Origin of the sequence: Salmonella enterica subsp. enterica serovar Typhimurium str. LT2 (assembly GCF_000006945.2) — a bacterium.
Taxonomy (GTDB): domain Bacteria; phylum Pseudomonadota; class Gammaproteobacteria; order Enterobacterales; family Enterobacteriaceae; genus Salmonella; species Salmonella enterica.
The window spans coordinates 3,179,454-3,192,336 of the sequence record NC_003197.2 but is presented as its reverse complement, the minus strand read 5'-3'; the positions used below and the strand labels follow the sequence as shown (position 1 = coordinate 3,192,336).

Sequence of the window (12,883 nt, the reverse complement as noted above, 5' to 3'; positions counted from 1 at the left end):
TTTCATCCGCGAAGTTCAGAAATGTCAGGGTACCTGCATTTATATCTATTGTGATGCCCATCACAAATACAGAAGAATATCATTTCATTTATTATTTTTTATTCCTTCCACTTATGATGGTTCATAATGATTTATTAAGTTAATGTTTTGGAATTAAATGCCTTTTACTTGCATTATATCCAGTTTTTTATGCTACCAGTAATTTCATTGTTATATATGATTAGTATTATGTTTTGTAAATATCCAGTGTAATGGAAAAGCAAAACATACATTCCAGATAATATATTACAAAATATTTCATGTCCGCTGCGAATATCTGTCTGTTAGGTATTCACCCGCTTATAATTACATTAAAAAGTATTTCTTTGATGATTATTCTTAAATTACGATCATAATCATCGATCGTATCGATCTATTTTTATTGTTTTAATTTGAATAAGAATTTTCTTACAACTGATTAGGCATTAGCTGAAATCAATATTTTTCGATGGAAAGTTCAGGTGCTTCGTTTAACACCAGGCGTTTATTATTCATACGAATCTTTTCTGAACGCTTTCATTAATACCCTCAGAGTTGTTTTCAGCCTTTGCAAAATAATTCTCATTCACCCAAAGGACATATTATCTATGCGTAATAAAATAATACTTGCCATGGCGGCTGCCGGTATGATGTATGGTGCTTCTGTATTTGCCGCCGATACTACACCCACAGCAGGCCCGTTCGGCTCAGGTAAAATTCTTTTCACTGGTACCATCACCAACTCACCCTGTGATATCGCACCGGGCGACGATGCGATCACCGTTCCGTTTGGACAGATTTCTTACCGTAAACTGAATACCGCCAATGCAACCACGGACTCAAAACCGTTCACCATTCATCTGCAGAACTGCGCCTTCGATCCGAATGAAACTACAATAGCCGGCTCCGCAGGGAAAATGTCTAAAGTAACCGTCTCTTTCAGTGGCACAGCAGATACCTCAGGTAAAGCTTACGTCAGCACCGGCAGTGCCCAGCATGTTGGTGTGCAGCTTCTGAAAGGTGACAACACCTCACTGATTACACCCAATACCCCGATGCCGGATGGCGACGCCCAGCAACTGCAGGCCGGGAATAACGAACTCAACTTCTTTGCCCGCCTGATAGCCCTGACAGATGCCGCAACTCCTGGCGATGTTAACGCATCCGTCACCTACACCCTGAAATACCTGTGATTTCACGCGGTAAATAACGACAGGGAGAAGCCGTCCACGGAGGGGATCGGACGGCTTTTATATCTGACTGTGCCTGCGGGCTGTCTGTTACACGGACGACAACACGAAAGCGCCATGCCATGAAAATTACCCGGCTTGCCATTCTGATTACCCTGACATTTTCCGTCCTGAAGTCGCAGGCCACGGAGTTCAATGCCAGCCTGCTGGACAGCGGGAACCTGTCTAACGTGGACCTCACGGCCTTCAGCCGCGAGGGGTATGTGGCGCCCGGTAACTATATTCTCGATATCTGGCTCAATGACCAGCCGGTACGGGAACAGTATCCGGTCAGGGTTGTACCGGTTGCCGGACTCGACGCGGCCGTCATCTGTGTGACAACAGACATGGTGGCCATGCTGGGTCTTAAGGATAAGATTATTCATGGCCTGAAACCCGTTACCGGTATCCCGGACGGGCAATGCCTTGAGCTGCGCTCCGCTGACAGTCAGGTACGGTACAGCGCTGAAAATCAGCGTCTGACCTTCATTATTCCCCAGGCCTGGATGCGTTATCAGGACCCGGACTGGGTGCCCCCTTCACGCTGGAGCGACGGCGTCACCGCCGGCCTGCTTGATTACAGCCTGATGGTCAACCGCTATATGCCGCAGCAGGGGGAAACCTCTACCAGCTACAGCCTCTACGGCACCGCCGGGTTTAATCTCGGCGCCTGGCGATTGCGGAGCGATTACCAGTACAGCCGTTTTGACAGTGGGCAGGGCGCATCACAGTCCGATTTTTATCTGCCGCAGACGTATCTGTTCCGTGCCTTGCCAGCACTGCGCTCAAAACTGACGCTCGGACAGACGTACCTCAGCTCCGCTATTTTTGACTCCTTCCGCTTTGCCGGGCTCACTTTGGCCAGCGATGAGCGCATGCTGCCGCCCTCTCTTCAGGGGTATGCCCCGAAAATTAGCGGCATTGCGAACAGTAATGCACAGGTCACCGTCAGCCAGAATGGTCGCATTCTGTACCAGACCCGGGTGTCGCCGGGGCCTTTTGAGCTTCCCGACCTGAGCCAGAATATCAGCGGCAACCTGGATGTCAGCGTCCGGGAAAGCGACGGTAGCGTCCGGACCTGGCAGGTCAACACGGCCAGCGTCCCCTTTATGGCACGCCAGGGACAGGTTCGCTATAAGGTGGCCGCCGGACGTCCGCTGTACGGCGGGACGCATAACAACAGCACGGTCAGCCCTGACTTTCTGCTCGGGGAGGCCACCTGGGGAGCATTTAACAACACGTCGCTGTATGGCGGCCTCATTGCCTCCACCGGCGACTACCAGTCCGCGGCGCTCGGGATCGGCCAGAATATGGGGCTGTTGGGCGCTCTGTCTGCGGACGTCACCCGCTCAGATGCGCGGTTGCCGCATGGGCAGAAGCAGTCCGGTTACAGCTACCGTATCAACTATGCCAAAACGTTTGATAAAACCGGCAGTACCCTGGCGTTCGTCGGATACCGCTTCTCGGACCGCCATTTTCTGTCCATGCCGGAGTACCTGCAGCGTCGGACCACTGACGGCGGCGATGCATGGCATGAAAAACAGAGCTACACCGTGACTTATAGCCAGTCCGTTCCGGTACTCAACATGAGCGCGGCCCTCTCGGTAAGCCGGCTCAATTACTGGAACGCACAGTCCAACAATAACTACATGCTCAGCCTCAACAAGGTGTTCAGTCTCGGCGACCTTCAGGGACTCTCGGCCTCGGTGTCGTTTGCCCGTAACCAGTACACCGGCGGGGGTAGCCAGAACCAGGTCTACGCCACCATCAGTATCCCGTGGGGAGACAGTCGCCAGGTGAGTTACAGCGTACAGAAAGATAACCGGGGCGGCCTGCAGCAGACCGTGAATTACAGCGATTTCCATAACCCGGACACTACATGGAACATCAGCGCCGGTCATAACCGTTATGACACCGGCAGCAACAGCAGCTTCAGCGGCAGCGTGCAGAGCCGTCTGCCGTGGGGCCAAGCGGCAGCGGACGCCACCCTGCAGCCCGGACAGTACCGCAGCCTGGGCCTGAGCTGGTACGGCTCGGTGACTGCCACCGCCCACGGTGCCGCTTTCAGCCAGTCGATGGCCGGGAATGAGCCCCGCATGATGATAGATACCGGAGACGTGGCCGGTGTGCCGGTGAACGGCAACAGCGGGGTGACCAACCGCTTCGGGGTGGGCGTGGTGAGCGCCGGCAGCAGCTATCGCCGCAGCGATATTTCGGTTGATGTGGCCGCCCTGCCGGAGGACGTGGACGTCAGCAGCTCCGTCATCAGCCAGGTGCTGACGGAGGGCGCGGTGGGCTACCGGAAGATTGACGCCAACCAGGGGGAGCAGGTGCTCGGTCATATCCGGCTGGCTGATGGCGCAAGTCCGCCGTTTGGCGCCCTGGTGGTGTCCTGGAAAACCGGCAGAACCGCGGGGATGGTCGGAGATGGCGGTCTGGCCTACCTGACAGGTCTCAGCGGGGAAGACCGCCGGACCCTGAATGTGTCCTGGGATGGCCGGGTGCAGTGCAGACTCACCCTGCCGGAAACGGTGACACTCAGCCGGGGGCCGCTGTTACTGCCCTGCAGATAAAAATATCCCTGTCACAGAGCAGGTCTAAAGGAGAAAACAGGTGAAAAACAGCAGAAGAAGCCGTGTGATTTTACTCGCACTGGCGGCGGCATGGAGCCAGTACAGCCCGGCGGCCGTCAATGTTGACCGGACCCGTATTATCATGGATGCGCCGCAGAAAACGGTGGCCATCACGCTGAATAACGATGACAAAACCACGCCGTTCCTGGCGCAGTCCTGGGTGACGGATGCTGACGGGGTGAGAACCGATGCGCTGATGGCGCTGCCGCCGCTGCAGCGTATTGATGCCGGACAGAAATCCCAGGTCCGTATCACCCAGGTTCGCGGGCTGACAGATAAGCTCCCTCAGGACAGGGAAACACTGTTCTGGTTTAACGTGCGGGGCGTTCCCCCGAAGCCGGAAGACGACAACGTCCTGCAGCTGGCCATGCAGAGCCAGCTGAAACTGTTTTACCGTCCGAAAGCCATTATCAGAAGCAGCAGTGACCAGCCGGAAAGAAAGCTGACTGCTGAGCGGAATGCGGGACATCTGACCCTCAGAAACCCGACGCCGTACTACATCACTGTGGCGTGGCTGGGAGCAGACCGTAGCCACAGGCTCAGCGGTTTCCGCGAGGGCGTGATGGTGCCGCCCCTGGGGAACCTGCCTTTAAAGGCTGTTCTGCCGGCAGAAACCCGGACGCTGTGGGTGGGGTATATTGATGATTACGGGGGACTGCAGATGAATCGCTACACCTGCGATGCCCTGAACTGCGCGTTTAAGGACGCAGGGGCGACATCATGACAGAATGGATTTTTAATCTGAAAACAAAACTGACCGTGCTGGTGATGATGTTGTGCTCTTTATGTGTGACTAAAGTGTATGCGGTTGAGCTAGGTATAAATGAATGTGCAGTCACTTCCGGTCAGAATATTAATTTAAGAAGTATAAATTTGACAACCGATGATTTTAAACCTGGCCCGGATTCGGTTATCTATACAATCAATCAGGATGCAGTTTTTAAATGTTACATGGGATATGACACGCAATTTCCACAGCTGGTATTTAATCAGGGCTACTTCAGTAAATTTACCAAGACACTAGATGCGATGGGACTTGGATTCAGAATGTCCATTCAAGAAACAGGAAATGCTTCAAGTGTTGTTTCGTTCTCCTGGGATGAAATAAAGAGTACTCAGTCAGGAAATGAGTTACGAAAAGAGTTTGGCACAAAACTACCTGTTGGGACTACAGAACGAAAAGTAAGGATAACACTGGATTTCTTATATACAAAAGCATATTCAGAGAGTAGTGCAGTTACAGCTTTTACGGGGATAAGTAATGTTTTAAATATTGTACCTTTTTCTTATTCTTTGAGACAAAACGGATTTGTTTTATCTGGTTTTAATGTGAGAATTCTCAGAAACGGATTGGGTAAAGTTGACATTGTTCCATTACAGGTCAACTTTGGGCATATTTATACGACTTATGAACCTTCACAGACCAGACAGGCAAATTTTACAGTGATCGCCAGGCAGGTTTTACGACCGGCTATGGGACAGGAATTCACGATCCCTCTGGCCATCACCTTCGGGAAAGGTGCACTGACACAGGATACCGGGCAAACTCTGAATCTTGTCAGCCTGGATGGCCCCAACAAAGGTCAGCCTAATGGGCTCCGGCTTTCAATAAAAGATGATAAAGGAAAAGAGATTACTTTTGATAAACAAGAAGTACTGGGGGATATTACTATTACAGGAGCTGTCACCGGTAATGTGTCGAAGGTATATACTGCAGTAATAACCCCGACCCCGGGGGGAAGTGTAAAGACAGGAACGTTTTCTGCTGCAATACCCGTTACTGTTACCTATAACTAATCGGGGGGGCAGATAATAAAAATAAAAGAACTGACTGAGTTATCGGGGAACTAATCCCGAATAAACACACATTAATAATAAATACTATTTAAGAGTTGTTCTTCACCTCCGGGAAATCATTTACCCAGTTATGGAGAGGTTTTATGTGCCCTGATAATACACACGCAAAAAAGCAGTACCTTACCCCTGGTAACGATATTCATTATCCCGGACAGACCAACCATGATGCCTGTTTTATTCCGGTAAGTGTCCGCCAGTATGCCGGCGAGCCCCTGTATATCATTGTGGCACACTGGTGCCTGTTGCAGCAGAACTGGGTTCAGCGTAACCAGATAGCAGAGGCGTTTCACATCACGGCCAGACGGGCCAGCTACCTGATTGCCTATCTGCGAAGCAAAACATCGCGGGTGGTCAGCATCTGCCGTCACCAGACCCTGCCTAATAAAGCACGACGCTATGAGATTTATGTTATCCGGGTTCTTGACAGTCCCACCCCGTCCACGCGCCGTGAAAAAGCCGGACCGCCGCTGGTATCAAAACGCCGGGTCGGTAATGGTGACAGGTCGATGGCAAATGAACTGTGGAACCGGCTGTGCAGTAACAGAAATGCGGGGAAGATCCTGAAAAAGAAGGAGGATGAGGATGACGGAACATAACCGGATACCGGCCTGGCAGATTATCGTTTACGGTGACTGCTGGCCGGTGACGATCGCCGTGGCACACCTGGTCCGGAGATTTATGCCGGGCTGCAACTGTGAAACCGCATACAGGCAGCCTGTTCTGTTGCAGCAATTACGTCGGAAACCGGAGGCCATACTGATACTGTGTCTGCGTCCCCGTGAACATCTCTTTTTGTTCTATTCCCTGAGACAGATACTGCCGGACTACCCGGTTATGATTATCAGCGATGAGCTGTTTTTCAGCGACCGGGTGGTACTGAAGGTATACGGCGGCATCCCGGCGCTGCTGGAGCAGGAACTGGCGGAGATACTTATTCGGTGGCGGCGGGATGAACAGTGGGCCGGGGGCGCACGCCTGCGCAGGACAGGAGCGCTGGACGCCTTTTTGTTATCTCCGGATCCGGTGACGGGCTTTCTGGAAGTGCCACCGATATTTAACAATCCGAAGCGGTTGATGAACTATATGGATCAGTTGATGCACCGGGAGATACTGGCATGCGGAGTGAGCCTGGCCCAGTTACGCTTGCTTCAGGAAGTTTACCGTGGACGAGGAAGGTTGTCAGCGTTGTGTGGAAGGCTGAATACACAGGAGAAGCAAATCTGGCAGGACAAATACCGGTTACTGGTGAAGCTGGGAATGCGGAACCGATTACGGGAACTGCTGTTTGGTACCCGGTTTTGTAAATCACTGCAGCGAACCCCGTTTATCGCTCCGCAATAACCCGCCTCCGGCGACCCTATCCAGAAACACTGACACGCCGGCTAAACCCGGTGGCGGTGGGGTATTTTTTGCCTGTGGTGTAGTGGAGTAAAATACAGAATTCAGGCGGGACGCTGAATGTATGGCCTTTCATACCGTTTGATAAGTAAAAACGCTTCTGGAATGAAACCCGACGTGAATGATACGGCCTGAGCAGAAGCGTTACATATTTACTGCATGATCCCGGTATAGCCATGAATTCCCATATACACGCCGACCAGACCAATCAGAATGCTCGAAAAATAGGGCGCCCGCCGGGCAAGCGTCGAAAAACCACTCCAGCGCTTTGCTGCCTGTTGAACGCTTATCGCCGCGCCCACGCCTACCGTCACCAGTGTTAATGCCAGGCCAAGACTAAAGCTCAGCACCATCGTGGCGCCCAGCGTAAACGCTTTAAGCTGGATACAAATCAGTAAAACGGTGATCGCAGCCGGACAGGGGATAAGCCCTCCGGTCAGGCCGAATAGCAGGATCTGTCCATTAGTCACTGTTTGACCATCAAAACGGCGTTGAATATCGGCAGCATGGGCGCGTTCATGGGCATCCTGATACGCTTTTGACGTTGCACCTTCCGGATGTATGTGACCATGATGGTCGTGGTCGTGGTCGTGGTCGTGGTCGTGGTCGTGGTCGTGGTCGTGGTCGTGGTCGTGGTCGTGGTCGTGGTCGTGATGGTGGTTTCCCGCCAGCCACTGCTGCTCGCCTCGCCATGTCCGCCAGAACATCCAGCACGCGGTGCTCAGAATAATAATCGCAGAAATTAACTGCAGCCATGGTTCCACTGATTGTGCGGTGAATGCCCGGCTAAGATACATCCCACCCAGCGCGATTAACCAGACGATCGCGGTATGAGAAAGCGTTGCTGCCAGACCGAGCATGACGGCCTGTTTAACCGTACCTTTAATGGCAATGATAAAAGCCGCCATCATAGTTTTGGAGTGCCCTGGTTCAAGCCCGTGCAAAATACCTAATAAAATGGCGCTGGGAATGAAGAACCAGCCGTTTCCTTGCTGAAGAAGTGTCGAAAATTCACCCATGAGAATGATTCTTAGTTGTTTTATGTGGGCGTCATTCTACTCCCCCCCAGTATAGAATACTACCCCCCAGTAGCATCGTAATGCTATAATTTGTATTCGTTAATGTTAGTGAGGTGTTGTAATGTCACATACCATCCGGGACAAACAAAAGCTTAAAGCCAGAACCAGCAAGATTCAGGGACAGGTGATAGCGCTAAAAAAAATGCTGGATGAACCGCATGAATGCGCGGCCGTGTTACAACAGATCGCGGCGATTCGCGGCGCGGTAAATGGCTTAATGCGCGAGGTGATTAAAGGTCATCTGACCGAGCATATCGTTCATCAGAGTGATGAAGCCAGACGTGAAGAAGATCTGGACGTAATATTAAAGGTGCTGGATTCTTATATAAAATAGCCGGGAGTTATATCCCGGCTATCTTTTACTTTAGCCGAAAAACATCACCGATACGCAAAGTAAACCGACGACCAACGTAATGAAATTACCTACTGAACGGTAGGGTTTCAATGCCGGTATCAGGTACGTTGACAACGTGGGCATAATAAACAGAATCATCGCAATGAGCGGGCCGCTAATAGCATAAATCATAGAGATGGCATTCGGGTTAATACAGCAAATAATAAACGTAATCCCGGAAACCAGCATGATAGACAGCGCGCGATTGAACGCCCGGCTTTTTTTTACGCCAACCTGCTGTAGGGTGGTTCTTACCATTTCGGTTGCGCCCTCGATGACGCCGAAATAGGTGCCGAGGAAAGATTTCGACATGGCCACGACGGCAACGATAATACCGGAAATAGAGAGCCAGGCCGGCGCATTGGGCATCATCGAGAGCGCGGAAAGGATGGTAACGCCTTCGTTGCGCGCGTCTTCAATGTATGACGGCGGAATGGAGAGCAGGCAGCTAAAGACAAAGAACAGCACGCTCAGGCAGATAATCAGATAGGCGACCTTCATGATCTTTTTGCATTTATCCATGGCCTGATCGCCAAAATTTTCCCGTCTGTCGATGGCAAACGTCGAAATAATGGGCGTATGGCTAAAAGCAAAAACCATCACCGGAATAGAAATCCATACCTGGTGCAACGTGTGACTATCCAAAGACATCTGCCCGGTCAGTAACGAGGGTTGCCAGCTTCCGGTTAAGTAGAGCGAAAGGAACAAGAAGTAAGCGATAAGTGGAAAGACTAAAAAGCCCATTACGCGAAGAGTGGCATGTCTTCCCATTAAGAAAATCATATTCAGGATAAGTACTACGCCGAAGCTAACTGCCATCCGGATGCGAATATCTATCTGAATATGCTTCGCTAATTGCTCTGTCAGGGAATTGGTAATCGCCACAGCATAAATTAATACCACGACAAAAAACGCAATGAAATAAAGCGTGGTAATAATATTGCCGATTTTCTTGCCGTAATAATGAGTAACGGCGCCAGTAATTCCCTCACCGGCAGAAGTCTTTGAGGAAAGAATAAACTGACACAGCGCCTTATGCGGCCAGTATGTTAGAGGCCAGGCGACCAGCGCGGTAATAAATAGCACGATTGCGCCTGCCGATCCCAACTGGATGGGAAGGAAAAGAGTGCCTGCGCCTACAGCCGTTCCGTATAATGCAAAACTCCAGAGAGTCTCATCTTTTGACCAAATTTTAGACATTATTTGAATTTATCAACTATAAAACACACAAAAAGAAGCGCAATTTACCATAAATAGCGTCAGTTGGGGGCGTTTTAAGCAGATGGATGTCGTGGAGGCGGAGGGCCGGGAGCGTTGCGATCCCGGCAAAAAAGAGCAATATCATGCACTAACGCGCTGTTGGCGGCGAGTCACTATTCGTTGGCGTAAAACATCGTATGCCCAGTTGTACAGCATCGTGTACGGCAAAAAGAACAGGAAGAAACCAATTTCCAGGGTGAATGCTTGTAGCAGGCTGACATTCAGTACCCAAGCGACAATACTGACGCCAATGACAATAAACCCACTTTCAAATCCTAACGCATGGAGTGCGCGCACTTTGGCGGTTCGTCTCACCTGATGCGCGGGCCACAGTCGATCAAACAGAGCGTTATAAATGATATTCCAGATCATGGCCGTCGTTGCCAGCAATATCGTCAGGCCGCCCATCTCCAGCACCGAGCGCTGCATTAGCCAGGCGGTCGTTGGCGCCAGTATCGCAGTCGCAATACCTTCAAAACAGACAGCATGGAAAATACGCTCCGGCAGCGAGCGACGTTGTATGGCGTCATGTTGCATAAACGAAAAAACCTTACTCTTAATCAAGCTAAAGAAATTTCCGCTATTTTATCGTTTAATGTGATACCTAAAAGATAACATCCATCGATAAAGTAGATAGGTTATGCGTTACTCACCTGAAGCTTTAATAGCATTTGTTGAGACCGTCTCTTGCGGTTCGTTTTCTGCGGCGGCGCGCCGCCTGCGTAAAAGCCAGTCCACCATTAGTATCGCCATTGCGCATCTGGAGGCGGATCTGGGATTTTCATTATTTGATCGATCTTCGCGCCAGCCCGTTCTGACCGAAGAAGGAAAACGGGTGCTTAGCTATGTTCAGGCTATTTTATCGGCGAGCGACCGTCTGGATGAGGTGGCGCTGACGTTATCCGGCGAGACGGAGGCAAGACTCACGTTCGTCCTCTCTGATACCCTGCACCCTGACAGTCTGGAAGAGTTAATGGCGCAGTTTGATCGTCAATTTCCGCATACCGAGTTTGAATGCTTGATCGGAGAAAATGATGATGTCATCGACCTGCTGCAAAAAGGGCGTGCCCAGATAGGCCTGATTGAAGCGCGTGATGACTATCCCACAGACATTGGCGCGGCGCGTCTGCCTGTTCAAAGCTGGATGGGGGTTTATGTGGCGACCACGCATCCGTTGGCGTCACAGACGAACCTGCAATGGGAGCAACTGCATACCTGGCGCGAGCTGCGTCTGAATACCTATCTTGACTCTAACGCCAACATTACGCGCGGCCCGGCCTGGTCAGCGCCAAACTATTTATTACTGTTGAGCATGGCGGTTCAGGGATTTGGCTGGTGCGTATTGCCCTGCGCGCTGGTGGAAGAGTTTGCGGCGGAAAAACCGCTGGCGCAGCTGGATGTTCCTGGCTGGCCGAGGGCGATTGCTATTGATTTGCTGTGGAACAAGAAAACGCCGCCCGGAACGGCGGGGAACTGGCTTCGCTACCATTTGCAGCAGAAATAAGCTGCGTCACCGTCAAATCAGCGTCATTTCCTTTGTGATAAAACTCACTTTTTTTAAACAATCAAGAAAACTAATTTTAACAATGCTCTACTATGGCGGTGTCATTTTGCGCTGAGGTGGTAATGAAAGAGGTTGTGATAGTGGGGGCTTTACGGACACCCATCGGCTGTTTTCAGGGAACGCTGGCCCGTCATTCCGCCGTCGAGCTGGGGAGCATGGTCGTAAAAGCGTTAATTGAGCGCACCGGCGTGGACGCTAACGCTATCGATGAGGTCATCCTCGGTCAGGTACTGACGGCTGGCGCCGGGCAGAATCCGGCGCGCCAGTCAGCCATCAAAGGAGGGCTGCCGACTACCGTTTCCGCTATTACCATTAATGACGTTTGTGGTTCCGGTTTAAAAGCGTTGCACCTGGCGACGCAGGCTATTCAGTGCGGCGAAGCGGACATTGTTATTGCGGGCGGGCAGGAGAATATGAGCCGTGCGCCGCATGTCCTCAATGACAGCCGTAGCGGCGCGTTGCCTGATGCCGACAATCTGGTGGATAGTCTGGTACATGATGGCTTATGGGATGCCTTCAACGATTATCACATTGGCGTGACGGCAGAAAACCTGGCGCGGGAATATGGCATCAGCCGCGAGTTACAGGATGCTTATGCGCTCAGTTCGCAGCAAAAAGCCAGGGCCGCGATTGATACCGGACGTTTTAAAGATGAGATTGTCCCCATCGTCACGCAACGTAATGGGCAGACCGCAATTGTCGATACGGATGAACAACCGCGGGCCGACGCCAGTGCGGAGGGGTTAGCCCTGCTGCATCCGGCGTTTGATAGTTTAGGTTCGGTGACGGCGGGTAATGCCTCCTCAATCAACGATGGCGCCGCCGCGGTGATGATGATGAGCGAGGCGAAAGCCCAGGCGCTGGGGCTGCCGGTGCTGGCGCGCATCCGCGCGTTTGCCAGCGTCGGCGTCGATCCTGCGCTAATGGGGATTGCGCCGGTATATGCTACCCGGCGCTGTCTGGAGCGTGCCGGCTGGCAACTGACGGAGGTCGACCTTATCGAAGCCAACGAAGCGTTTGCCGCCCAGGCGTTATCGGTAGGAAAAATGCTGGAATGGGATGAGCGACGGGTAAACGTTAATGGCGGCGCGATTGCGCTGGGGCATCCCATTGGCGCTTCCGGCTGTCGAATTCTGGTTTCACTGGTGCACGAAATGGTTAAACGCGACGCGCGTAAAGGCCTGGCGACGCTGTGTATCGGTGGCGGTCAGGGCGTTGCTTTAACCATTGAACGCGACTGATCCTGCGCCAGCCATCCTTTTCCTGTTTCAGTATTCCGTCATAAAAAGCCCTCTATCACGAGGGCAAAGCCAGTGACAGAACCCCCTTTTTCGTTATAGCGCGGAACGTCTTGCCGCGTCGGGCATTGCAGACGCATACCGCTTTTAATTCAATTCGCACATCAGACCTCGTTCTAAAACAAGCTCCAATTTTTATCTGGGTAACCGCAT

11 protein-coding genes and 10 other annotated features are annotated in these 12,883 nt (G+C 51.7%); of the genes, 8 read left to right on the top strand and 3 right to left on the bottom strand.

The annotated features are described in order from the left end of the window. Nucleotides 1-487 precede the first annotated feature (487 nt). Nucleotides 488-493, top strand: a ribosome-binding site (putative RBS for stdA; RegulonDB:STMS1H003076). From stdA to STM3025, 5 genes are all read left to right on the top strand, one after another. After that, nucleotides 488-1,211 (top strand): putative fimbrial-like protein gene (stdA, locus tag STM3029; protein NP_461946.3). Within the gene, nt 501-1,211 belong to an annotated coding region; the region does not span the whole gene. Its footprint overlaps the feature before it by 6 nt. Nucleotides 1,212-1,313: 102 nt before the next feature. Further along, nucleotides 1,314-1,319 (top strand) — a ribosome-binding site (putative RBS for stdB; RegulonDB:STMS1H003075). After that, nucleotides 1,314-3,820, top strand: a protein-coding gene (gene stdB, locus STM3028; protein ID NP_461945.1) for a putative outer membrane usher protein. Within the gene, nt 1,331-3,820 belong to an annotated coding region; the region does not span the whole gene. (Overlaps the previous feature by 6 nt.) 33 nt (nt 3,821-3,853) lie before the next feature. Continuing rightward, nucleotides 3,854-3,859, top strand: a ribosome-binding site (putative RBS for stdC; RegulonDB:STMS1H003074). Further along, nucleotides 3,854-4,604, top strand: a protein-coding gene (gene stdC / locus STM3027; RefSeq protein ID NP_461944.1) for a putative fimbrial chaparone protein. Within the gene, nt 3,861-4,604 belong to an annotated coding region; the region does not span the whole gene. Its footprint overlaps the feature before it by 6 nt. Then, nucleotides 4,594-4,599: a ribosome-binding site (putative RBS for STM3026; RegulonDB:STMS1H003073), on the top strand. It overlaps the preceding gene by 6 nt. Beyond that, nucleotides 4,594-5,677 (top strand): putative outer membrane protein gene (locus STM3026; RefSeq protein ID NP_461943.1). Within the gene, nt 4,601-5,677 belong to an annotated coding region; the region does not span the whole gene. Before stdC ends, STM3026 begins: the two co-directional genes overlap by 11 nt. A 635-nt stretch (nt 5,678-6,312) precedes the next feature. Next, nucleotides 6,313-6,318 (top strand) — a ribosome-binding site (putative RBS for STM3025; RegulonDB:STMS1H003072). Continuing rightward, nucleotides 6,313-7,078 (top strand): putative cytoplasmic protein gene (locus tag STM3025; protein ID NP_461942.1). Within the gene, nt 6,320-7,078 belong to an annotated coding region; the region does not span the whole gene. Its footprint overlaps the feature before it by 6 nt. A gap of 209 nt (nt 7,079-7,287) precedes the next feature. Here STM3025 and yohM read toward each other — a convergent pair. Continuing rightward, the gene (yohM, locus tag STM3024; RefSeq protein NP_461941.1) for a putative inner membrane protein occupies nt 7,288-8,167 on the bottom strand. Within the gene, nt 7,288-8,154 belong to an annotated coding region; the region does not span the whole gene. Beyond that, nucleotides 8,162-8,167 (bottom strand) — a ribosome-binding site (putative RBS for yohM; RegulonDB:STMS1H003071). It overlaps the preceding gene by 6 nt. Nucleotides 8,168-8,264: 97 nt before the next feature. Further along, nucleotides 8,265-8,270, top strand: a ribosome-binding site (putative RBS for yohL; RegulonDB:STMS1H003070). On the opposite strand from yohM, the gene yohL reads away from it, so the two are divergent. Next, the gene (yohL, locus tag STM3023; RefSeq protein NP_461940.1) for a putative cytoplasmic protein occupies nt 8,265-8,548 on the top strand. Within the gene, nt 8,276-8,548 belong to an annotated coding region; the region does not span the whole gene. (Overlaps the previous feature by 6 nt.) A 30-nt stretch (nt 8,549-8,578) precedes the next feature. Here yohL and STM3022 read toward each other — a convergent pair. Further along, entirely contained in the window at nt 8,579-9,808 is a 1,230-nt protein-coding gene (locus tag STM3022; RefSeq protein ID NP_461939.1) for a putative transport protein, read from the bottom strand. 141 nt (nt 9,809-9,949) lie between these two features. Then, the gene (locus tag STM3021) for a putative inner membrane protein (RefSeq protein ID NP_461938.1) occupies nt 9,950-10,438 on the bottom strand. Within the gene, nt 9,950-10,432 belong to an annotated coding region; the region does not span the whole gene. Further along, nucleotides 10,433-10,438: a ribosome-binding site (putative RBS for STM3021; RegulonDB:STMS1H003069), on the bottom strand. It overlaps the preceding gene by 6 nt. 65 nt (nt 10,439-10,503) lie before the next feature. After that, nucleotides 10,504-10,509: a ribosome-binding site (putative RBS for STM3020; RegulonDB:STMS1H003068), on the top strand. Here STM3021 and STM3020 point away from each other — a divergent pair. Next, nucleotides 10,504-11,372 (top strand): putative LysR family transcriptional regulator gene (locus STM3020; RefSeq protein ID NP_461937.1). Within the gene, nt 10,509-11,372 belong to an annotated coding region; the region does not span the whole gene. It overlaps the preceding feature by 6 nt. Nucleotides 11,373-11,485: 113 nt before the next feature. After that, nucleotides 11,486-11,491 (top strand) — a ribosome-binding site (putative RBS for yqeF; RegulonDB:STMS1H003067). Continuing rightward, nucleotides 11,486-12,673, top strand: a protein-coding gene (gene yqeF, locus STM3019) for a putative acetyl-CoA acetyltransferase (RefSeq protein NP_461936.1). Within the gene, nt 11,495-12,673 belong to an annotated coding region; the region does not span the whole gene. It overlaps the preceding feature by 6 nt. Nucleotides 12,674-12,883: the final 210 nt, after the last annotated feature.

Coding starts and splice junctions, on each gene's coding strand:
- stdB (NP_461945.1), top strand. CDS start 1,331: ATGAAAATTACCCGGCTTGCCATTCTGATTACCCTGACATTTTCCGTC.
- STM3026 (NP_461943.1), top strand. CDS start 4,601: ATGACAGAATGGATTTTTAATCTGAAAACAAAACTGACCGTGCTGGTG.
- STM3025 (NP_461942.1), top strand. CDS start 6,320: ATGACGGAACATAACCGGATACCGGCCTGGCAGATTATCGTTTACGGT.
- yohM (NP_461941.1), bottom strand. CDS start 8,154: ATGGGTGAATTTTCGACACTTCTTCAGCAAGGAAACGGCTGGTTCTTC.
- yohL (NP_461940.1), top strand. CDS start 8,276: ATGTCACATACCATCCGGGACAAACAAAAGCTTAAAGCCAGAACCAGC.
- STM3022 (NP_461939.1), bottom strand. CDS start 9,808: ATGTCTAAAATTTGGTCAAAAGATGAGACTCTCTGGAGTTTTGCATTA.
- STM3020 (NP_461937.1), top strand. CDS start 10,509: ATGCGTTACTCACCTGAAGCTTTAATAGCATTTGTTGAGACCGTCTCT.
- yqeF (NP_461936.1), top strand. CDS start 11,495: ATGAAAGAGGTTGTGATAGTGGGGGCTTTACGGACACCCATCGGCTGT.